The organism is Clostridium sp. UBA7339 (assembly GCF_002470865.1).
In the GTDB taxonomy this organism is placed as follows: domain Bacteria; phylum Bacillota; class Clostridia; order Clostridiales; family Clostridiaceae; genus Clostridium_J; species Clostridium_J sulfidigenes.
Window position 1 is genome coordinate 76,185 of the sequence record NZ_DKPI01000006.1, and the last position, 20,104, is coordinate 96,288.

Below are 20,104 nucleotides of genomic sequence, written 5' to 3' on the forward strand. Positions count from 1 at the left end.
ACAGCAATATATTTGTACAAGCTATAAGCATATAAATAGCCAAGGCATCTACAGTGATATGCTTCCCTTATGGTAGACAGTTTAAATAATAAAATTGTCTATTATAAGGATGAGAATATCAGAAAGTACCATGGCTATTTTTCACTTAAAATATTCTTAAGTTCTGTTTCCTACAAAAGTAGCAATGCTATTAATAAAGGATATTATTCCTGAGAAAAATACAATGATTGCCCACTGTCCAATACCTATAGACATGGTATGGAATATACCTTGTAACATAGGAACATATATTACTAATAAAAGTGCTGTCACTGAAATAATAACAGAACCCAATAAATACATATTGGTAAATGGATTGATTTCAAAGAGAGAATACTTTTCACTTCTACATTCAAATACGTGAATTAACTGTGAGCAAATTAAAGTTCCAAGGGCTAAAGTTCTACATACTCCTAATCCATATCCATAATACTTACCCGCTAAGAATGCAAGAACTGTACAAACACCAATTAATGCACCTCTAATTAATATCTTTTCTTTTAATCCCCTTGCAAAAACACTTTCGCCTTTTTTTCTTGGCTTTTCATACATTATATTTTTATTTGGTGGGTCTACTCCAAGAGCTATAGCTGGAAGTCCATCAGTAACTAAATTTACAAATAAAATTTGAATTGGAAGCAGTGGTACTTCTAAATAAAACAATGAAGCTAAGAACATAGTCAATACTTCACCTAAGTTACAGGATAATAGATATCTTATAAATTTTCTAATATTATCATATATAACTCTACCTTCTTCTACTGCAGTTACAATAGTAGCAAAGTTGTCATCTAACAATATCATAGATGCCGCTTCCTTAGTTACATCTGTTCCTGAAATTCCCATAGCTATTCCAATGTCAGCTTCTTTAATAGCAGGGGCATCATTAACTCCATCCCCAGTCATAGCTACAATATTACCTCTACTTTTAAAAGCTTTTACTATTCTTAATTTATGTTTAGGGCTAACCCTTGCAAATATTCTATAATCGTCTATGGATTTTTCAAGTTCTTTATCATTTATTCTATCAAGTTCAGCTCCTGTAATTACTTCCTTGCTTTCATTACATATATTTAGATCTTTCCCTATGGCAAAGGCTGTATTTTTGTGGTCACCTGTAATCATAACCGGTCTTATTCCTGCAACTCTGCACTTTAAAACTGCATCCTTTACTTCTTTTCTTGGTGGGTCTATAATTCCAGCCACCCCTACAAAAATTAAACCATTTTCCACCTTGTCTCCCTTAATTAAGTTATTATCTTTATATGCACCTGCAATGCATCTAAGCGCTCTAAAGGACATATCATCAATAAGCTTTTCTACACTTCTTCTATAAGGTATAGTTAATGGCTCTACCCTTCCATTTACTAATATATGTGAACATCTATCAAGTACTCGCTCTGGAGCTCCTTTAACATAACATACATCCTTCTTAGTAGTTACGTCCTTCACAATTACTGTCATCATTTTTCTTGTAGAATCAAAGGGGATATCAAAAATCCTCTCTACTTTACTATTAAATCTTTCTATTTCAGAAACCTTTTTAAAGAAGCCTTTTATTAAAGCAGTCTCTGTTGGGTCTCCCATTAAAGCCTTTTCCATGGAATTAGAAGAATAATTATAGTTACAATCATTACAATATACAAATATCTTTTTTAAAATATCATGGTCAAAACTTTTATCTTCATCAATATCATGAATTTTTCCATTATGAAGAAGTGCTGTTACCGTCATTCTATTTTCTGTTAAAGTTCCTGTTTTATCACTACATATTACAGAGGTACATCCTAGGGTTTCCACTGCTGGTAACTTTCTTACTAGGGCATTTCTCTTAAGCATTCTTGATACCCCTAAAGCAAGGGCAACAGTTACTATAGCTGATAACCCTTCTGGAATAGCAGCAACGGCTAAACTAACCCCAGATAAAAACATGTCATAGACATTTTCACCTCTATAAATACCTAAAAAGGTTACTACTGCACATATAGTTAAGCAAAGAACTACAAGTACTTTTCCAAGGAAATTTAATCTTTCCTTTAGTGGGGATGGTTCATCTTCTATAGAGTGAAGCATATGAGCTATTCTCCCCATTTCTGTATTCATTCCAGTTCCATATACCTTTGCTTTTCCCCTACCTGTCAATACGATAGTTCCCATATATATATTATTATCACTGTCCTCTGGATTCTTGTGCACTCCTACGGATTCACCAGTTAGAAGAGATTCATCCATCATAAGATTATTTCCTTCAACTAAAATACTATCAGCAGGTATCCTATCCCCACTTTCTAATATAACCAAATCTCCTGGTACTAAATATATGGAATTAATAACTTCAATTTTTCCATCCCTTATTACCTTAGCAGTAGGTGATGATAATTTTTTTAACTGTTCTAAGGATTTTTCAGTTTTATATTCTTGTACAAAACCTAAAATTCCATTCATTACTATAATTATTAGAATAGTTATAGCGTCTGCTTTATCCCCCATAAAACCCGATATAACGGTTGCCACCATTAGTATCCAAATAATCAAATCATTAAATTGTGACAAGAATATTTTTATAGGTGACACTTTTTTCTTACTCTGTAACTCATTTAGTCCGTATTCTTTCAGCCTATCTTCTATTTCATTGGTAGATAGCCCTCTATATTCTTTAGCACTCACATTTTTTCCCCCTTACAATTTTTTTATTTATAGTTAGAAATAATCTATCATTAAAATATATGTACCATCCTACCAGTATATGAAAACTTTAACTTTACATAAGGTAAATAAACCTTTAAAATACTAATTATAAATAAGAATAGATATTATAAAGGAAGGTTATTCATGGTAAATAAAGTATACATAACAGGTCATAGAAATCCTGACTCTGATTCTATTTGTGCAGCCATTGCTTATTCAGAGTTTAAAAATAAAACCCAACGAATCAATGCAATTCCAATTAGACTAGGGGAAATTAGTAGAGAAACTCAGTTTATCCTAGATTACTTTGGAGTTCAGCCACCACAGCTTGTTCAAACTGTAAAGCCTCAAATTATAGATTTAAAAATAGATACAGTAGCTCCTATTGCTTCAGACATATCCTTAAAAATGGCTTGGTCTATAATGAAGCAAAAAAACATTAAAACTCTCCCAGTTATATATCCTAATGAAAAATTAGCTGGAATTGTATCTGTATCAAATCTGGCAGCTAGTTATCTAGACATTTGGGATAATTACGTTTTAGCTAAAAGTAAAACAAGTCTAAGTAACATTTTAGAAACTCTATCCGCTAAAATTGTTTACTTATCAGATGAAAACTTAGAACTTAAGGGGAAAGTTGTAGTTTCTATGATGGAACCAAATGATAGAAATTTAATAGAAGCGGAAGATATTTGCATCTGTGGAGACCGTGAGTTAGTTCAAGAATTTGTATTAGATTGTAATGCTAGATTAATGATAATCACTAATAATACAAATCCCTCTGAAAAAATTATTGACCTAGCTAAAGAAAAAGGATGCACTATAATCACTACTCCTTATGACTCTTTTACTGCTGCTAGACTAATACCTCAAAGTATTCCTATAGAATACGTAATGACTAAAAATAATTTAATTACCTTCTCTACTAGTGACTTCATTGAGGAGATTAAAGATATTATGCTAGAAACTAGATATAGAAGTTATCCAGTTTTAGATGAAGATGGTTCCGTGGTTGGAAGCATTTCTAGATATCATTTAATAACCCAACAAAGAAAGAAAGTAATTTTAGTGGATCATAACGAAAAGACTCAGTCTGTAGACGGTCTTGAAGATGCAGACATTTTAGAAATTATCGACCACCATAGAATAGGAGATATTCAAACAGGTCAACCAATATACTTTAGAAATGAGCCTGTAGGAAGTACTTCTACCATTGTTGCTAATATTTTCTTTGAAAATGGAATTAGACCATCTAAGAAAGTAGCTGGATTATTATGTGGAGCTATTATTTCCGATACTCTACTATTAAAATCTCCAACAGCAACTATTGTAGATGAAATCATACTAAAGAGATTAGCTGAAATAGCAAGTATAGATATAGAAAAATTTGCTCAAGAGATGTTTAAAGCTGGAACTTCATTAGAAGGAAAAAGCTCAAAGGAACTTTTATACCAAGATTTCAAAATCTTTAATATGGGTAATTTTAAAGTAGGTGTTGGACAAATAACAACTACTTATATGGATGGATTTACTCCACTAATTAATGATTTAAAAACTGTAATGAATGAAAAAGCAAGTCAAGGAAAGTTTGACCTAATTATTCTTATGGTTACTGACATATTTAAAAGTTCTTCTTTATTCATTGTGTGTGGCGAACACAAAGAAGTATTCTCAAGAGCCTTTAACATTAAGTTAAACAATGGAACAGCATATATTGACCAGGTAGTTTCTAGAAAGAAACAAGTTATTCCACCTCTTACAGAGGTTATAAACCAAATTAAGTAATTCTTTAGCTCCAAAGGAGGCTGTCCCTAAAGACTGCCTCCTTTTGTTTACTGTACCACTAATTTTAGAATTGATCCCTTATTAATAATATAAATCCAAAATATAACAAAGAAAATAAAACACACTCCATATATCACAGTTAAAAAATCCTTAACACATAAATCATCAATCTTTCCTTGATACACCCCATAACTTTTTAGATAATGTACCCCCTTATCTTCTATGTAGTAAAAATTAACTGATTCAATATATGCAGCAAAAATATAAATGTTTAAAAGTGGATTAGTAAATAGATTTTTTAAAAAATCCCCCTTGAAATTAATTTTAAAGGTTTTATTTCTAATAATATAGACAATATATAAGAACATTCCACCTATTAGAGTTGGAATAATATTTAACACATTTAATATACCATTAATAAACTTTAGACTCTCATCGTCACTGATATAATATATTAATGTATATATTACTCCTCCTCCATTACCTATGATTAGAATATAAATTAAGGGTGCTAAAAAACCACAAATCAATGATTTGCTAATTAAGGATAAAGTATTGTAAAACTCCTTTTTTTCAGTGGATTTTTTAATTACTGTTTTTCTTTCACTATTGCTTATCTCAATAACGAAGAAAGCTACAATAGCATTAACAATCTCCCTATTAGATATAAGACTTATAATTATCCCTATGGTAGGTATAAGTATAAAGTATACCCATCGTAAAACTACTTTGCTTCTTATTTTAGCACTAAATTTCTCATTGACTTTTATTGCTAATCTATGTCTATCAAACTTCCAAAATAATATACTTAGCAAACATCCAAATAAATATCCTACCCCATAATATCACCCCTTCTATTTAAAATTTATCCTTTGTTAATGTTATATTATATGTTTGAAAATATAAAAAAAGAATGAAAAACTATGTCTTTCATTCTTTTCTATTTCCATTACTATCTTAAGTTATTTATCATTCCCCACATATCATCTGCAGTTTTTAATGCAGAGGAGCTTAATTGAAAAGCTCTTTGGGCTACAATCATGTCAGTCATCTCAGTAGACATATCTACATTAGATCTTTCCGTAAACCCTTGATAAATATCTCTATCCGTAGTCTCCAATACAGTAGCTCCTTCTATTGGAACAAATAAGCTTTGTCCTGCAGAAATAAAATCTGTATCACCTATGGTCTTATAAGTTTTAATATCTCCAACTTTTATAGAGTTTCCATCATTATCTAAGGATAAAGCCCCATTTGCATCTATAGAAAACTTATCTTTAGCAAAGTTAATTGGACCCCCTGGCACATTTATCTCATTACCATTAGCATCAGTTATAGATAATCTATATCCATTATTATCTACTAAAATTCCTGAAGCATCCACTTTGAAGTTTCCATTTCTAGTATAGGCTGCACTTCCATCTTGTTTATATACTTTAAAGAATCCTTCTCCATCTATAGCTAAATCTGTAGATATCTTTGTATTAGTTAAGCTTCCTTGAGTTTTTATTCTAACTTCATTAGTAGATTTAACCCCTGTACCAACATAAAGTTCAGTATTTGCATTCTTAGACCATGGTACTCCTAGTCTCTCTAATGAACTGGTATAAAGGTCTTGGAATGTAGATGTTACTTTTTTATATCCAATAGTACCGGAATTTGCTATATTATTTGATACTAAGTCTAATTTATTCTGTTGTGCTTCCATTGCACTTCTATTGGTGTAAAACATACCGTACATAAACTCACTCCTCAAATTTTTCTTTCTCTATTAATTCTATCTAGCTTTACCTATTTCATTTACAGCCTTGTCCAAGGTAGAATCTAAAACCTTTAAAATAGTTGCATTACTTTCAAAGTTTCTCATAACAGTCATCATGTTACTAGTTTCTTGAACTACGCTAACATTAGATCCTTCAAGGGATTTATTAACTACATAAGGATTATTAACAAAGGTAGGATTAACTCCTTCATAAAGATTATATGTAAATTCATTTAGATTTTCATATTTACCTTGGTTATCCTTTGGAAAATTAACTACAGCTAATCTGCCAGCGTCTCGTCCATCTACAGATATATTCCCAATATTGTCTGCAGAAATACTTCCTTCACCTATATATATAGGTGCTAATCCATTCCCACTCCTACTAAGAACCCTATCTCCATTAGAGGTCACTAAATATCCTGAAGTGTCTACAGCAAAATGACCATCTCTTGTATAATAATTTGTAGCTCCATTAGCGGTTTGTCTTTGAACTACAAAAAATCCTTCTCCCTGAAGGGCAAAATCAGTTGTTACTCCTGTATCCTTTATAGTTCCTTGTGAGAAATTAGTGGTTCGATCATTTATTTCTACTCCATTACTCATAGCTCCAATGGTTACTCTTTCATTGTTTTTTCCATCTTTATTAGAAATATATACCTCATCAAAACTCTTCATGGATAAAATCTGTGATTTATATCCTGTAGTGTTTATATTTGCTATATTATTCATAATAGCACTTTGATTTTTTTCACTGGTAATTATTCCTGAAGCTACTGTATACAATCCTCTAATCATTGTTTGCACCCGCCTTTATATCAATTTTAATCTGGTCTGGATAGGTCATTCCTAATTTTTTTGCTCTTATTTCAATTTCACCATCGCTAAGTTTATAATCTATTTTTGCAGGGATACTAAAAAATATTCCTAGTATTATGCCAATGCCTATACCAAATAAAATTTTTCTATCACTTAAAACTTTAATAAATTTTTTTATTTTAAATATAATTCCTTTATTAATAAGACCTCACCCTTTCCTATATTCAGCCGTTGTGCTATGCCTTCTTCACTTAAGCCTTCAGCTAATAAGGCTTTTACCTCTTCTACTTTTAAGCTATTACCCTTTATATCTTTTTTAGGATTACTATCTTCTTTTTCTTTTTTAGGATTACCGTCTTTTTCTTCTTCTTTTAAATCGTCCATTAATTCATCCATATTTTCTCCTTGAAGAAGAATATCATCATCTAAGGAATCAATCTTATCTACCAAGGTATTTATGTACTCATCATTACTAATATTTTTATCTGAATCATCCCTTTTTTCTAATAATTCATTTTTAATAAATACAGTATGATTTACTTTTTTTAAGTCATTTATTTCTCTTTGTAATTCTGTAATTGTTTTAGCAAACTCACTTCTTATTTCAACAAGTCTCATGTCTACTTCATCTATATTAGATTCTGCATCTATCATAGCTTTACTAAAGTTATTTTCTTCTCTCATTATAGCCCTTATATTTGTAGCAATTAAAGCCACTCCAATAATAATTAATAAAATATACATATTCTCACCTATCTTCTATGACTTAATATCATATTGGAGTTTCTCAATTTCTTTTCTTAAATTTAAAATAGCTCTACTATGAAGTTGACAAACTCTTGATTCTGATACTTCTAACACTGCTCCTACTTGTTTTAAAGTAAGTTTTTCAAAGTAGTATAGATTTAGTATAAGTCTATCTCTTTCCTTTAGATTATCCAGGCCTCTCCTCAAGTACTCTAGCATTTCTTTTTCTTCCAAAGACTTTTGTGGAGAAGGACTTTTAGTATCCTCTATGGAATTGATTAAAGACATTTCCTCATCATCACCAAATAAAATAGTTTCTAAGGACATCATTGAAATATAGTTTACATAACCTTGTATATCTGTAAGCTCCTTTAAACTTATTTCCATTCTTTCAGCTACTTCAATATCTTTTGGTTCTCTGTAAAGTTTATTTTGTAATTCTTCCACTACCTTATTGTATCTATTAAGCTTATCGATGGCTCTTTTAGATATAGGACTATTTTTTCGTATTTCATCTATAATACTTCCATTTATTCTTATGGCAGCATAGGTGGAAAATTTCATACCCTTAGTGTCATCAAACTTATTTATAGCATCCATAAGCCCAATCATTCCATAACTTATTAAGTCTTCATATTCAACATATTTATTTTTTCCTACGATAATCTTGGAAGCAATATACTTTACAAGAGGTATATTTTTTTTAATTATTTCTTCTCTAACATCTACATCACAAGCTACAGACACATCATTTCCCTCCTACTTTGTTTTCATTAACTTTCTCATATTCTTAAAAATAAACTGTATTATATTTTCCCTTACCTTATCATCAATAAATTGAAATTTTACTCCATATACATATTCATTTTTATTTTGTGTTTCATCTCTAACGATTTTACCTAAGGCTAATATATCTTCGTTATTAATCTTAGTATTCAACATGACTAGTTGCCCTAAATTAAGACTTTCCTTTACCTTTATTCTAATACCTCCACCACTTAAATCTAAAGTTTGTCCTTCCCTATAATCGCAGTTTTCAATATCCCTGAGGACACTTTCATTATACTTATCTATTGGTGAATATTTCATAGCATTTATAAATGGCAATCTTACATAGTCTCTTCTTTGTACCTTATGCAATTCACTTTCTCTTTCCAATGTAATCAAGGCTATTTTATCAAATTTTCTCCCTTTCACCTTAGCTTGAAAATTATATATATTACCTTTTCCATCATTATAATTACACTTAACTGTGTCTCCAGTACTTAAGGGATAGCTTATGCCATTTAGTATAGGTGTAGCTATAGCTATATATATACCATCTTCATCAATATCCTGAATTTTTGATTTTGCTAATTCTCGATTTTTTGTATAAATCTCTATTTTATTATTGATTTCCATCATATTATTAGCTTTCATACTCTCCTCCTATGAAAAAATATTAAGCATTTTTTTAAATATACCCTGGATGCTATTGCCCTTATTATAAGATATACCTTCTAACCCCTTTGCAATAGACTCAATGTTTTCACTTACTTCACTTTTAGGGAAAGACAATACCACAGGTCTTTGCATCCTTACAGCTTGCACTAATTTTTTATCTTCAGCGATGTTTCCTAAATGCACTAGATTAGCTCCTAGAAATCTATTTGCTGAACTATTAAGTCTATTAAAAGTATCATTTCCTTCTTCCTTGCTTAAAACCTTATTAACAATAATCTTTGCTCTATTTTTCACATTATGATTACATATGGTTTTTAATAAGCTATATGCATCCGTTAATGCTGTTGGTTCCGGAGTAGTCACAATAAAAACTTCATGACTACACTCTATAAAGGCCATAACTGTTCTATTTATGCCTGCTCCTGTATCAATTAATATATAGTCAAAATCTTTTATTTCTCCTAACTTATTAATTAAAACTTCTCTTTGCGACCTATTTAAGTCATCTAATCTAGAAAGCCCTGTACCTCCACATAAAATTTTTATACCTAAAGGTCCATTTATTACTACCTCATTAACAGATTTATTATTTAATATTATATCAAAAATGGTATATCTAGGTATAGTCCCTATTAAAACATCTACATTGCCCATACCTAAATCTGCATCTAGTACTAAGACCTTTTTCCCTAGTTTTTTAAGAGAAATTGCTAAATTAATTACCATGTTACTCTTACCTACCCCTCCCTTACCGGAAGTTATGGTAAAGATTTTAGTATTATTATTGCCTTCTTCCATAGTATCTTGCTTTTCAAATACCATTTGTCTTAATCTTGAAGCCTGGTCTAACATATACTATTTTCCCCTAACACCAATTTTATTATCTCATCCTCCAATGGTACCTTTATATCATCTGGTACATTCTGGCCTACAGTGATAAATTTAATAGGAACTTGAGTCCTTCTACATATATTTAGTATGGAACCATAAGTTGAAGTCTCATCTAGCTTAGTTAGTATTAGTCCCTTGTAATTTATATTAGAAAATCCATTAGCTATGATGTCCATGTCACCACTCTTAGTAGTAGCACTGACTACTAAATAAGCATTATCCACCTTAGCCCTATCTAGAAAAGCCTTCAATTCTAATACTTGCATAGTATTTTTACTACTCCTTCCAGTAGTATCTAATAAGATCACATCACAGTCTTTCATTGAGTTTATAGCTTCTTCCATCTCAGCTAATGAAAATACCACTTTAAAATCAATATTCATAATATCTGCATAGGTTTTTAACTGTTCTACTGCTCCTATTCTATAGGTGTCTACAGTAATTAAACCTACCTTTTTCTTTTTTACAAGAGCTAGCTCCCCTGCTAGCTTTGCTATAGTTGTAGTTTTTCCTACTCCTGTAGGACCAACTAAAGCTATGGTTCCATTTATTTCACTAGAATCTATTTTTATAATAGCGCCAAGTTCCTCTTTAATTCCATTCATGATTTCATCAACGGAAGACACTTGTTTATTTATTTTTATAGTTTCTATTAATTCTTCAATTATATCTTTAGATATATCTACTTCTCTAAGTCTTTCCTTGGCTTCTTTAAAATAAATTTCACTATTATTAGTCTTTTCTTGTTGCAACTCACTTTCTTCTTTGTTTTTGTTATCTAATTCTTCTGATTTAATTTCTTCATTTATAGAATTATTGCTTTGAGTAGAAAAATAGGAATTTATAAGACTCTTCATTGTTTCAACTTCTTGTCTTAGCTCCACTTCATCATTTTCCACTATATCTACTGGTAAAATACTCTTACTGTTTATTTCTTTATCATCCCAACTTAAATCATTAGATTTAGATTCAACAGCTGCGGTTATCTCCACTACTTTAGGAGAAAACAACCCTTTAATACCAGGCTTTCTTATAGCTCTCTGACTTATAATTACAGCATCTTTTCCTAACTCCTTACCTATCTTACTTAATGCTTCCTTCATGGTAGAAGCTACATATTTCTTTATAATCATTAGATAGATACAACTCCTTCGGTCCTTATCTCTACATCATTAGGTATTTCATTTAAAGATAACACTACAATGCTTGGAAATACCATTTCTATAAGCTTTCTAAAAGCTGGTCTAATTCTTGGAGAAACTAGAATTATAGGTATATTAGTTGGAAAGTGTGTACTTTCTAACATTCCCTTAATACTATTAAATATTTCTGTTGTAATATCTGGATTTATTGCTGGGAAAGAACCCTGCATAGATTTTTGAATATTACTTCCTATTAGTTTTTCTATATCTGGAGATATGGTTACTGCAGTAATTCTATGTTCATCATCCACTAGATCATTGCAAATAGTTCTACTTAATGAAAATCTTACATATTCCGTTAGCATTTCAATATCCTTAGTATTTCGCGAATTATCAGCAAGACATTCTAATATAGTTACCATGTCTTTTATAGATACCTTCTCTTTTAAAAGTCCTTGTAACACCTTTTGAATTTCTCCTATGGTCATAAGGTCCGGTACAAGTTCCTCTACCACAGTAGGATACTTTTCCTTTACAGAATCTAAAATAACTTTAGTTTCTTGACGTCCAAGAAGTTCATAAGAATGAGCTTTAATAGTTTCTGTAAGATGAGTAACCATAACTGTAGTTGGATCTACCACAGTAAGTCCCTTTATCTCTGCATCTTCTCTTTGATCCTTATTTATCCAAAGAGCTTCTATTCCAAAGGTAGGTTCTATGGTCTTTATTCCTTGAATATTTATATCTTCTCCAGAAGGATTCATACATAGAAACATGCTTGGCATTATGTCCGCTCTAGCTATCACTGTTCCTCTTATCTTTATTACATATTCATTATTTCTAATTTGCAGATTGTCTCTAATTCTAATAGGTTGAACCACAATTCCCATCTCTATAGCACATTGTCTTCTCACTGATGAGATTCTCTGCAATAAATCTCCTCCTGAGGATTCATCAGCCATAGGAATAAGTCCATAGCCTATTTCTACCTCTAATGGCTCAACAGAAATTAAATTCATCACATTTTCTGGCTCTCTACTCTCACTCTCTACAATTTCCTTTTCTTCTATTTCTATCTTCTGCTTAGCTTGTTGCTTTTCATCCTTATACATTAGATAAGCACTTGTTCCTGATGCTGCAGATAGAGCAAAGAATACTAGTGTAGGCATCCCTGGAATTATTCCAAGGATAAAAAGTACTAGAGATGCAATTGCTATAACTACTGGGAATGCTGTCAATTGTGATGATACCTGTGCTCCAAAGTTATCATCGCTTCCTGAACGAGTAACTAAGATACCCGAAGCTGTAGAAATTAACAGTGCAGGTAATTGACTTACAAGTCCATCTCCTATGGTGAGTTGTGTAAACTTAGCAGCAGACTCGCCTATGCTCATATCCATCATTACTGCCCCTATAACAATACCACCTAAAATATTTATTATAGTAATTATAATACCTGCTATGGCATCACCTTTAACAAATTTAGATGCACCATCCATAGCTCCATAAAAATCTGCTTCCCTTTGAAGGTCAAGTCTCTTTTTCCTAGCATCTTCTTCTGTAATCATTCCTGCATTTAAATCTGCATCTATACTCATTTGCTTTCCTGGCATTGCATCTAAGGTGAATCTTGCTGAAACCTCAGATACTCTTCCAGCACCACTAGTTATAACTAAAAACTGTATAATAACAATAATTAAAAATATTATTATTCCTACGAAATAGTTTCCACCAATTACGAACTCTCCAAAAGCTTGCACTATCTTTCCTGCATCTGCTTGTCCTAGAATAAGTCTAGTAGATGATACATTTAGTGCTAACCTAAATAGGGTAGTTACAAGTAATAATGTTGGGAATACTGATAGTTGCAATACATTTGTAGTAAACATTGTAAGTAACATTATAACTATAGATATTGAAATATTAATGGCAAAGAAAATATCAAGTATTCCTGGGGGTAATGGTATAATTATCATTAGTACAATAAGAATTACCCCAAATGCTACTATTATATCTAAGTTATTCTTAATACTAAATCCCTTATCTTTAAGCATAATTATCATCCTTTTTACATTATTTCTTCATTTTATAAACTAATACTAATATTTCTGCCACTGCCTTATACATATCAAAGGGAATTTCCTTATCTAAATCCACTTCTTTGAACATGAGTCTAGCTAATGGTTTATTTTCTATAATTGGTACATTATTTTCAATAGCCTTTTCCTTAATCTTTAACGCCACATACTCACTGCCCTTTGCCACAACTATCGGTGCTTTTCCACTATTTTCTTCATATTTCAAAGCCACCGCAATGTGAGTTGGGTTTGTAATTACAACAGTAGCATCTGGTACTGATTGCATCATTCTTCTCATAGCCATTTCTCTTTGCTTTTGTTTTCTTTTCCCCTTAACTATAGGGTCTCCTTCTTGTTGTTTATATTCTTCCTTTATCTCTTGTTTAGTCATTTTTAAATCCTTATTATGTTGGAATTTCTGATATAAAAAATCTATGCATCCTATTATTAATAAGGCTATCCCAACTTTAACAAAAACATTAATTATTAAACTAGCCAATTCTGTAAGTATTGTTCCTGTTTTAAGATTTCCAAAGTTCAAAAGACTATAGTAATTATCTATAACAAACTTATATCCTATATATCCTACAATAGAAACAATACCTAAATTTTTTACTAAATCCACTAAGGATCTTATAGAAAACATTCTTTTAAATCCACTTATAGGATTTAGTTTGCTAAACTTAGGTTTTAATGGATCTCCAGTATATATAAAACCAGTTTGAATTATTGATCCAATTACGCCTATAACCATAATAGGAACTGCCACTGGTATAAATATTTTAAATATATCTATGAATACCTTTATTAAAAGTCCTACTAAACTCTCTTGGCTTAATTGAAAATTTAAGTAACTCCCTAGATACTTTGTCATACTGGAGCTTAATACCTTTAGCACAAAGCTACTTAAGATAGCTATAACTAAAGTAGCTGCTAAAAGAGTTAAGGCAGAAGATAATTCCTTACTTTTAGCTACTTGACCTTTTTTCTTAGCATCTTGAAGTTTTTTAGGAGTAGGTTTTTCCGTTTTATCTCCACTATCATTAGATGCGGAAATTAATATAAAGGGCATCATAGTGAATATTTCCGAGAATATATGCTTAATAGCACCAAAATTTGAAGCTATAATTTTCATAATTAAAGGAATAGAAATTACAAAGGTTGCAAGTCCAACAAAAATCTTGATTGGCATTCCTAGTATCATAGCATTAAGCTGAGGCATAACTCTTGATACCAAGCCCAATACAATTTCCGTCATAAGTATTATAAGCATTATTGGCACTGCAATCTTAATCCCAATAGTAAAAAATTCAAATACAACTTGAATAATATATCCCAAAATTTCTTTATTAAAGGTTACAGTCCCTACAGGAACTGAAGTAAAACTATCTATAAGACACTGCACTAAAATAAGATGTCCATCAACTAACATAAATACAGCAAGACAAATCCAGTACATCAACCTTCCCATTACTGATATGTTTTCACCTGCAACTGGGTCAAATAGGCTCATCATAGAAAAGCCCATGGAAAAATCCATAATTTGTCCTGCCATTTGTACAACACTAAACAGTAAATTTACTATATATCCTAGACATATTCCTATAATTACTTCTTTACCTATAAGCACTATTAAAACAAACATATTACTTATTTCTGGTAATGCTTCAGTACTGATTATGGGAGATAAAATCATGGATATAATAAGTCCTACACCAATCTTTGCTATATTTGGTGTTCCTGTTGGGAAAAAGGTTGGCACTGTAAAAATCAAGGATGTTATCCTCATAAACACCATTAAAAAAGCTATAAACATTAAAATATCTACCAACGTTATCCCACCTAAGCTCCTATATTAGAAATTATTGAAAAAATTCTTTGAGTAAAACCTATCACTGTGTTTCCTATAAATGTGGCAGTAATTATTCCCACTATTGCCACAGCTATTATTTTAGGTACAAAGGTTAAAGTTTGTTCTTGTATCTGAGTTGTGGCTTGAAATATACTTATCAAAAGACCTACTACCGTAGCTGTAAGTAGTATTGGTCCAGCTGCCATTAAAGCTGTCTTCACCATATCCTGTAATATTGCAACCACCATAGTCTGTGTCATATTACATCACCTCTCTAAAATCCTAGTATTAAGGATTGACTTAACAAATTCCATCCATCTACTAATACAAATAAAAGTAATTTAAATGGCAGAGAAATCATAGCTGGCGGTAACATAAACATACCCATAGACATAAGAACACTAGCTGTTACAATGTCCACCAATATAAATGGTATAAATAACAAAAATCCTATTTCAAATGCTGTTCTTAACTCACTTATAACAAAGGCTGGTACAATTGTATAAAGTGGAACATTATCATAATTATAAGTTTCCTTACCATCTGCATCCTTTTCTACTTTAATAGCATCCTCTACCTTTCCAGCTTCAAGAAACAACTTTAAATCTTTTACTCTAGTTTGCTTTAACATAAATTCCCTCATGGGCTTTATCCCTTTATCTATAGCAACATCCATTGTTATTTCTTCCTTCATATAAGGCTGAACTGCCTTTTCATTAATTTCTGAAAAGGTAGGTGCCATTACAAAGAAAGTTAAAAATAAGGACAACCCAACAATTATTTGTTTTGGCAGTGATGTAGCTCCTATAGCACTCTTAAAGAAAGAAAGTACTGTTACAATTCTTATAAATCCTGTGGTCATTATAAGGATTGATGGAAGTATTGTAAGTACTGTTAGTACTAATAATAATTTTATATTGTCCACATATTCAGTAGGAGTTTTTGCATCCCCATCACCAAAAGATATATTTATATCTGGAATTGGCATGGTATCTCCAGTAGCATAAGCTACTTTACTACTAATTGAAATAACACAAAACACCAGTAGTATTAGCGTTATGGGTTTTATAAACTTTTTTAGATCAAATTTTTTCATATGTATTATCCCTTTATTCCTAAAATAATATTTTACTTTCTCCATTTAAGATACTTGTCTTTAAAAATTTGTTTTAACTCACTACTATTCTTTAATTTAATCATTTCAATTTCTTTATAATCTTCCCCTGCAACTTCTTCTACAATTTCTATTTTTCCTTGAGCTGAAGTTACTAAATAATATTTATCTCTTATCTTTACAATGAGCAGAGAGTTATCCTTACTAATGGTTAGTCTCTCTACTACTCTCATTGTAGATTTTCTGTTTATGTGACTATATTTCTCAACAGTCTTCCCTAGCCAAAGAATTAATCCTATAACTAATGGGAAAAATATTACAAGTTTTAATAAGGTTAAAATCAATTGACTATCCATAGGTCACCTATTGAACAATTATATCTGTGAAATAAATATTGGTTATCTTACCACTATTTAAAAGTTCATTTGCCTTTACGACTATCTCTTCTTTTAATAAAGCATCTCCCTCTGTTTTGAAATCCGTAGATTTCTTAGCTCTTAATACCTTATTTATACAGTCTCTTATTTGTGGAATCTTTGCTGTAAGTTCTTCTTGCAAATCCTTATTCTCTAAATTCGAACCTAAGGAAATTTTCACCTTTACAAATTTAGACTTTCCCTCATCACTTAAATTTACTAAGAACTCGTCTAAATTTAAGGTAGCTTCCTTTTCTACTACATTACTTTCACTAGTGCCATTATTATTTTTACCTACATTCTTTGTTGCAATGGTATATCCAACAAATACAGCTCCACTTATAAGTGCAAATATTACTATAGCGGTTACTATAATTAGAACTAATTTAGAACTTCCGCCCTTTTCTTTTTCTAACTCATTGCCATTACTATTTTTCTTGCTCATTTCCTTGCTCCTTTACATTAGTTACAACTATAATATTAACTCTTCTATTTTTAGCTCGACCTTCATCCGTATCGTTTTTTGCTATAGGTCTATACTCTCCACATCCCTGAGCTGAAAATCTTTGAGGATTTAAAATCTTTTTACTACCAAGAAAATAATCCAGTACGCTTAATGCTCTAGCAGAAGATAGATGCCAGTTATTTGGCATAGCTGGTGTGTTAATTGGTACATTATCTGTATGACCTTCAATTATAATCTTGTTATCTACCTTTCCAATTAAGTCACTAACCTTATCTAATACGTTTTTACTATCTGACCTTAGTTCTGCCTTTCCAGTATCAAAAAGCACCGAATCCTTCATCTGGATATTAAGACCTTTTTCATCTTCATATATTTGAACATCATTCTCTAAATCATTTTCCTTAATGTAAGTTAATACGTCCTCTAAAATTTCCAAGTCTTCATTTTCTTGAATATCCTCCACTGTAAGCTGTGGCTTTCCAACTATAGGTACATCACCACTACTTGAGTTAAATTCAAGTATGGACCTATCAGCCTTACCACTAAAAGCACTTTGCATGGCTACAGCTATCTGCTGAAATTTTTGTGAGTCTATAGTTGATAGTGAATAAAGTAAAACAAAGAAGGTTAATAGCAAAGTAACAGTATCTGCATAAGTAGCTAACCACCCATCAGTTTTTATGTCTTTCTTGGCCATAATTATTCACCTACTCTCCTTGATTAACACTACTTAAATACTTTACTCTATCCTCTGGTGATAAATATACTATCATTTTATCTTCAATTACCCTTGGGTTTACTCCTGATTGTATAGAAAGTACTCCTTCAATCATCATTTCCATTTGGTTTACTTCCTTAGATGTTTTATAATTTAGCTTTCCTGCTATAGGAAGTACAACTAAGTTAGCAAGCATTGATCCATAAAAAGTTGTAATAAGAGCCTTACCCATACCTGATGCTAAGTTGTCTGCATCTGATAGGTTAGCAAGCATTTGAATAAGTCCAATCAATGTTCCAATCATACCCATGGCTGGAGCATATGCTCCCCAAGTTGTGAACATAGATGCTGCATCTTCATGTCTTTTTTCTAATTCTTTAATTTCTAAAGTCATAACTTCTCTAATAGATTCAGGTTCAATACCGTCAACTATCATATTTAAGCCTTTTTTAACAAACTCGTTACTAATCTCTTGTATATCTTCTTCTAAAGAAAGTAGTCCATCTCTTCTAGCTTTTTTAGATAAATTAACAAATAGTGCAATATTATCTACCTTAGATGTTCCATCTTCTTTGAAAGCTTGTGCTGCAACCTTGATAAATCTTTTTATTTCATTCATTGGATAAGACATTAAAAGTGCACCGAAGGACCCTCCTACTGTTATAGCTAAGGATGGTACATCAAAGAATAGCTTTAACGATCCTCCATTTAGCATTCCATAAAATACAAGAACAATTGCAATCACAAAACCTATAGCTGTTAACATATCATTCTTCTTCATTGCTTTCCTCCAACCGTACATTTGCCCAGTATTTTCGTCTAAATTCTATAACCTTATCAACTATTTCTTTAGAACTTTCTTTAACTAAATACTTTTTTCCATTGACTAAGGTAATTACTGTCTCTGGGATTTCTTCAATTTTTTCAATGTGATTACTATTAAGAATAAATTTGTTTCCATTTAAGGGATTAACCTCTATCATATTCTCCTATACCTCCTATGATATAGTAAATTTACTTAAGCTAAGATCAATATAAGCACCGTCCTAGCCTAAGGAAAATCACATTTACATATTTAAATAAATTATCTTTTTAAATTTACAAGTTCTTGTAATATTTCATCTGCAGTAGTGATGATTTTACCGCAAGCCTGGAAAGAACGAGTTGCAACTATCATATCTGTAAACTGTGCAGATAAATCAACATTTGACATCTCTAAGAATCCATTTAAAACTTGTCCATAAGCCTTGCCATTGTCTTCTCTTGCACCTAAAGCAGCTTTATCAGTATATTTACCAACTCTAGCTAATGGATTTCCTGAGTTTGCTGAAGGAGAATACATATTATTTCCCTTTTGCTCAAGACCTTCATTGTTAGTAAATGACGCCATGGCAACTTGTCCAAGAACAGTAGTACTACCATCAGCAAGGACAGCCTTAATTAGTCCATCATTTTCTATAGAGAAACCTTGAATTCTAACATCTTCTCTTCTTCCTGTTGGATTTCCACCAGCATCTACTTCTGGATTTCCATCTTTATCAGTTACCAGCTTAGAAACAGTTTCTGGTATTTTAAGTGCTACTAATTCATTTTGATTAGCATTTAAGTTTTCGGATTCTCCATCTACATAATTAACTATTCCACCTAATGGAGATGTTGCTGTTCCATCACTTATAGCATAACCCATAATTCTATATCCATTAGAATTTAGAAGATTTCCCTTACTATCTACCTTAAATGAACCATCTCTTGTATAAAAGCTCTCTAAGGTTGTAGATTCCATACTTTGATCTGGATTAACTGTTATTGTGCCATTTTCTTTTCCTTTAGCTACTATAAAATATCCTGTTCCATCTACAGCTACATCATAAGGTCTTCCTGTTGGTTGCAGACTTCCTTGAGCCATGTTTGTTACTATACTTTGTATAGAAACTCCCATACCAACTCTAGAAGGGTTAACTCCTCCTAAGTTTAATCCTGGACCTGATGCTCCCTTATAACTTTGATACATACTATCCTGAAAAGTAACTGAAGATGATTTAAAGGAAGTAGTTCCTGAGTTAGCCACGTTATTTCCTATTACATCTAACTTTTTTTGATTTGCTCCTAAACCTGATATCCCTGAGTACATTGAATTTAACATA

At 31.4% G+C, this 20,104-nt stretch carries 20 protein-coding genes; 1 reads left to right on the forward strand and 19 read right to left on the reverse strand.

Annotated features, from left to right (window positions below):
- Window positions 1–156: 156 nt before the first annotated feature.
- Window positions 157–2,706: a calcium-translocating P-type ATPase, PMCA-type gene (locus tag B2S02_RS03765; protein ID WP_346920314.1), complete on the reverse strand. Its 2,550-nt coding sequence runs from the start codon at window positions 2,704–2,706 to the stop codon at window positions 157–159.
- A 165-nt stretch (window positions 2,707–2,871) separates the two neighbouring features.
- Between B2S02_RS03765 and B2S02_RS03770 the strand changes: the two genes are divergently transcribed.
- Window positions 2,872–4,512 (forward strand): putative manganese-dependent inorganic diphosphatase, encoded by a 1,641-nt coding sequence (locus tag B2S02_RS03770; RefSeq protein WP_346878723.1) that lies wholly within the window; start codon window positions 2,872–2,874, stop codon window positions 4,510–4,512.
- A 47-nt stretch (window positions 4,513–4,559) separates the two neighbouring features.
- Here the strand turns inward: B2S02_RS03770 and B2S02_RS03775 are convergent, their stop codons facing one another.
- The 18 genes from B2S02_RS03775 to B2S02_RS03860 form a co-directional block, all read right to left on the reverse strand.
- The gene (locus tag B2S02_RS03775) at window positions 4,560–5,327 is read right to left on the reverse strand and encodes a hypothetical protein (RefSeq protein ID WP_346847908.1); all 768 of its coding nucleotides are present in this window, start codon (window positions 5,325–5,327) and stop codon (window positions 4,560–4,562) included.
- 137 nt (window positions 5,328–5,464) lie between these two features.
- Window positions 5,465–6,253 carry a flagellar hook-basal body complex protein gene (locus tag B2S02_RS03780; RefSeq protein WP_346847907.1) on the reverse strand — a complete coding sequence of 263 codons (789 nt, stop codon included), beginning with the start codon at window positions 6,251–6,253 and terminating at the stop codon, window positions 5,465–5,467.
- A 36-nt stretch (window positions 6,254–6,289) separates the two neighbouring features.
- Entirely contained in the window at window positions 6,290–7,072 is a 783-nt protein-coding gene (locus tag B2S02_RS03785) for a flagellar hook-basal body complex protein (RefSeq protein ID WP_346847906.1), read from the reverse strand.
- Between the two features lie 195 nt (window positions 7,073–7,267).
- Entirely contained in the window at window positions 7,268–7,837 is a 570-nt protein-coding gene (locus tag B2S02_RS03790; RefSeq protein ID WP_346880488.1) for a hypothetical protein, read from the reverse strand.
- Window positions 7,838–7,852: 15 nt separating this feature from the next.
- A complete protein-coding gene (locus B2S02_RS03795; protein WP_346847904.1) occupies window positions 7,853–8,587 on the reverse strand; it encodes a FliA/WhiG family RNA polymerase sigma factor in 735 nt (244 codons plus the stop codon).
- Between the two features lie 12 nt (window positions 8,588–8,599).
- Window positions 8,600–9,259, reverse strand: a complete 660-nt coding sequence (locus B2S02_RS03800) for a flagellar brake protein (protein WP_346847903.1) — start codon at window positions 9,257–9,259, stop codon at window positions 8,600–8,602.
- A gap of 9 nt (window positions 9,260–9,268) precedes the next feature.
- A complete protein-coding gene (locus tag B2S02_RS03805) occupies window positions 9,269–10,135 on the reverse strand; it encodes a MinD/ParA family protein (RefSeq protein ID WP_346847902.1) in 867 nt (288 codons plus the stop codon).
- On the reverse strand, window positions 10,129–11,307 hold the full coding sequence (gene flhF, locus B2S02_RS03810) for a flagellar biosynthesis protein FlhF (protein ID WP_346920315.1): 1,179 nt from the start codon (window positions 11,305–11,307) through the stop codon (window positions 10,129–10,131). The genes B2S02_RS03805 and flhF overlap by 7 nt, the downstream gene beginning before the upstream one ends.
- A complete protein-coding gene (gene flhA / locus B2S02_RS03815) occupies window positions 11,307–13,370 on the reverse strand; it encodes a flagellar biosynthesis protein FlhA (protein ID WP_346847900.1) in 2,064 nt (687 codons plus the stop codon). Before flhA ends, flhF begins: the two co-directional genes overlap by 1 nt.
- A gap of 19 nt (window positions 13,371–13,389) precedes the next feature.
- Complete coding sequence (locus B2S02_RS03820) at window positions 13,390–15,225, reverse strand: fused FliR family export protein/FlhB family type III secretion system protein (protein ID WP_346847899.1); 1,836 nt, start codon at window positions 15,223–15,225, stop codon at window positions 13,390–13,392.
- 11 nt (window positions 15,226–15,236) lie between these two features.
- Window positions 15,237–15,506 carry a flagellar biosynthetic protein FliQ gene (locus B2S02_RS03825; RefSeq protein WP_346847898.1) on the reverse strand — a complete coding sequence of 90 codons (270 nt, stop codon included), beginning with the start codon at window positions 15,504–15,506 and terminating at the stop codon, window positions 15,237–15,239.
- Window positions 15,507–15,520: 14 nt separating this feature from the next.
- Window positions 15,521–16,342: a flagellar type III secretion system pore protein FliP gene (gene fliP / locus B2S02_RS03830; RefSeq protein ID WP_346920316.1), complete on the reverse strand. Its 822-nt coding sequence runs from the start codon at window positions 16,340–16,342 to the stop codon at window positions 15,521–15,523.
- Between the two features lie 32 nt (window positions 16,343–16,374).
- Window positions 16,375–16,716, reverse strand: a complete 342-nt coding sequence (locus B2S02_RS03835) for a flagellar biosynthetic protein FliO (RefSeq protein ID WP_346877382.1) — start codon at window positions 16,714–16,716, stop codon at window positions 16,375–16,377.
- Between the two features lie 7 nt (window positions 16,717–16,723).
- A complete protein-coding gene (locus B2S02_RS03840; protein WP_346847895.1) occupies window positions 16,724–17,221 on the reverse strand; it encodes a flagellar basal body-associated FliL family protein in 498 nt (165 codons plus the stop codon).
- A complete protein-coding gene (locus B2S02_RS03845; protein WP_346847894.1) occupies window positions 17,205–17,939 on the reverse strand; it encodes an OmpA family protein in 735 nt (244 codons plus the stop codon). Before B2S02_RS03845 ends, B2S02_RS03840 begins: the two co-directional genes overlap by 17 nt.
- Window positions 17,940–17,949: 10 nt before the next feature.
- On the reverse strand, window positions 17,950–18,741 hold the full coding sequence (locus tag B2S02_RS03850; RefSeq protein WP_346847893.1) for a motility protein A: 792 nt from the start codon (window positions 18,739–18,741) through the stop codon (window positions 17,950–17,952).
- Window positions 18,728–18,943 carry a flagellar FlbD family protein gene (locus B2S02_RS03855; RefSeq protein ID WP_346847892.1) on the reverse strand — a complete coding sequence of 72 codons (216 nt, stop codon included), beginning with the start codon at window positions 18,941–18,943 and terminating at the stop codon, window positions 18,728–18,730. Before B2S02_RS03855 ends, B2S02_RS03850 begins: the two co-directional genes overlap by 14 nt.
- A gap of 101 nt (window positions 18,944–19,044) precedes the next feature.
- Window positions 19,045–20,103, reverse strand: coding sequence for a flagellar hook-basal body complex protein (locus B2S02_RS03860; RefSeq protein ID WP_346877380.1), 1,059 nt, complete (start codon window positions 20,101–20,103; stop codon window positions 19,045–19,047).
- Between the last annotated feature and the right edge of the window lies 1 nt (window position 20,104).

What these genes read in the sequence shown, in the direction of transcription:
- B2S02_RS03785 (WP_346847906.1), bottom strand. Translation starts at nt 7,072, where the DNA reads ATGATTAGAGGATTGTATACAGTAGCTTCAGGAATAATTACCAGTGAA.
- B2S02_RS03780 (WP_346847907.1), bottom strand. Translation starts at nt 6,253, where the DNA reads ATGTACGGTATGTTTTACACCAATAGAAGTGCAATGGAAGCACAACAG.
- B2S02_RS03840 (WP_346847895.1), bottom strand. Translation starts at nt 17,221, where the DNA reads ATGAGCAAGAAAAATAGTAATGGCAATGAGTTAGAAAAAGAAAAGGGC.
- B2S02_RS03835 (WP_346877382.1), bottom strand. Translation starts at nt 16,716, where the DNA reads ATGGATAGTCAATTGATTTTAACCTTATTAAAACTTGTAATATTTTTC.
- flhA (WP_346847900.1), bottom strand. Translation starts at nt 13,370, where the DNA reads ATGCTTAAAGATAAGGGATTTAGTATTAAGAATAACTTAGATATAATA.
- B2S02_RS03800 (WP_346847903.1), bottom strand. Translation starts at nt 9,259, where the DNA reads ATGAAAGCTAATAATATGATGGAAATCAATAATAAAATAGAGATTTAT.
- fliP (WP_346920316.1), bottom strand. Translation starts at nt 16,342, where the DNA reads ATGAAAAAATTTGATCTAAAAAAGTTTATAAAACCCATAACGCTAATA.
- B2S02_RS03855 (WP_346847892.1), bottom strand. Translation starts at nt 18,943, where the DNA reads ATGATAGAGGTTAATCCCTTAAATGGAAACAAATTTATTCTTAATAGT.
- B2S02_RS03850 (WP_346847893.1), bottom strand. Translation starts at nt 18,741, where the DNA reads ATGAAGAAGAATGATATGTTAACAGCTATAGGTTTTGTGATTGCAATT.
- B2S02_RS03860 (WP_346877380.1), bottom strand. Translation starts at nt 20,103, where the DNA reads ATGTTAAATTCAATGTACTCAGGGATATCAGGTTTAGGAGCAAATCAA.
- B2S02_RS03805 (WP_346847902.1), bottom strand. Translation starts at nt 10,135, where the DNA reads ATGTTAGACCAGGCTTCAAGATTAAGACAAATGGTATTTGAAAAGCAA.
- flhF (WP_346920315.1), bottom strand. Translation starts at nt 11,307, where the DNA reads ATGATTATAAAGAAATATGTAGCTTCTACCATGAAGGAAGCATTAAGT.
- B2S02_RS03790 (WP_346880488.1), bottom strand. Translation starts at nt 7,837, where the DNA reads ATGTATATTTTATTAATTATTATTGGAGTGGCTTTAATTGCTACAAAT.
- B2S02_RS03825 (WP_346847898.1), bottom strand. Translation starts at nt 15,506, where the DNA reads ATGACACAGACTATGGTGGTTGCAATATTACAGGATATGGTGAAGACA.
- B2S02_RS03845 (WP_346847894.1), bottom strand. Translation starts at nt 17,939, where the DNA reads ATGGCCAAGAAAGACATAAAAACTGATGGGTGGTTAGCTACTTATGCA.
- B2S02_RS03770 (WP_346878723.1), top strand. Translation starts at nt 2,872, where the DNA reads ATGGTAAATAAAGTATACATAACAGGTCATAGAAATCCTGACTCTGAT.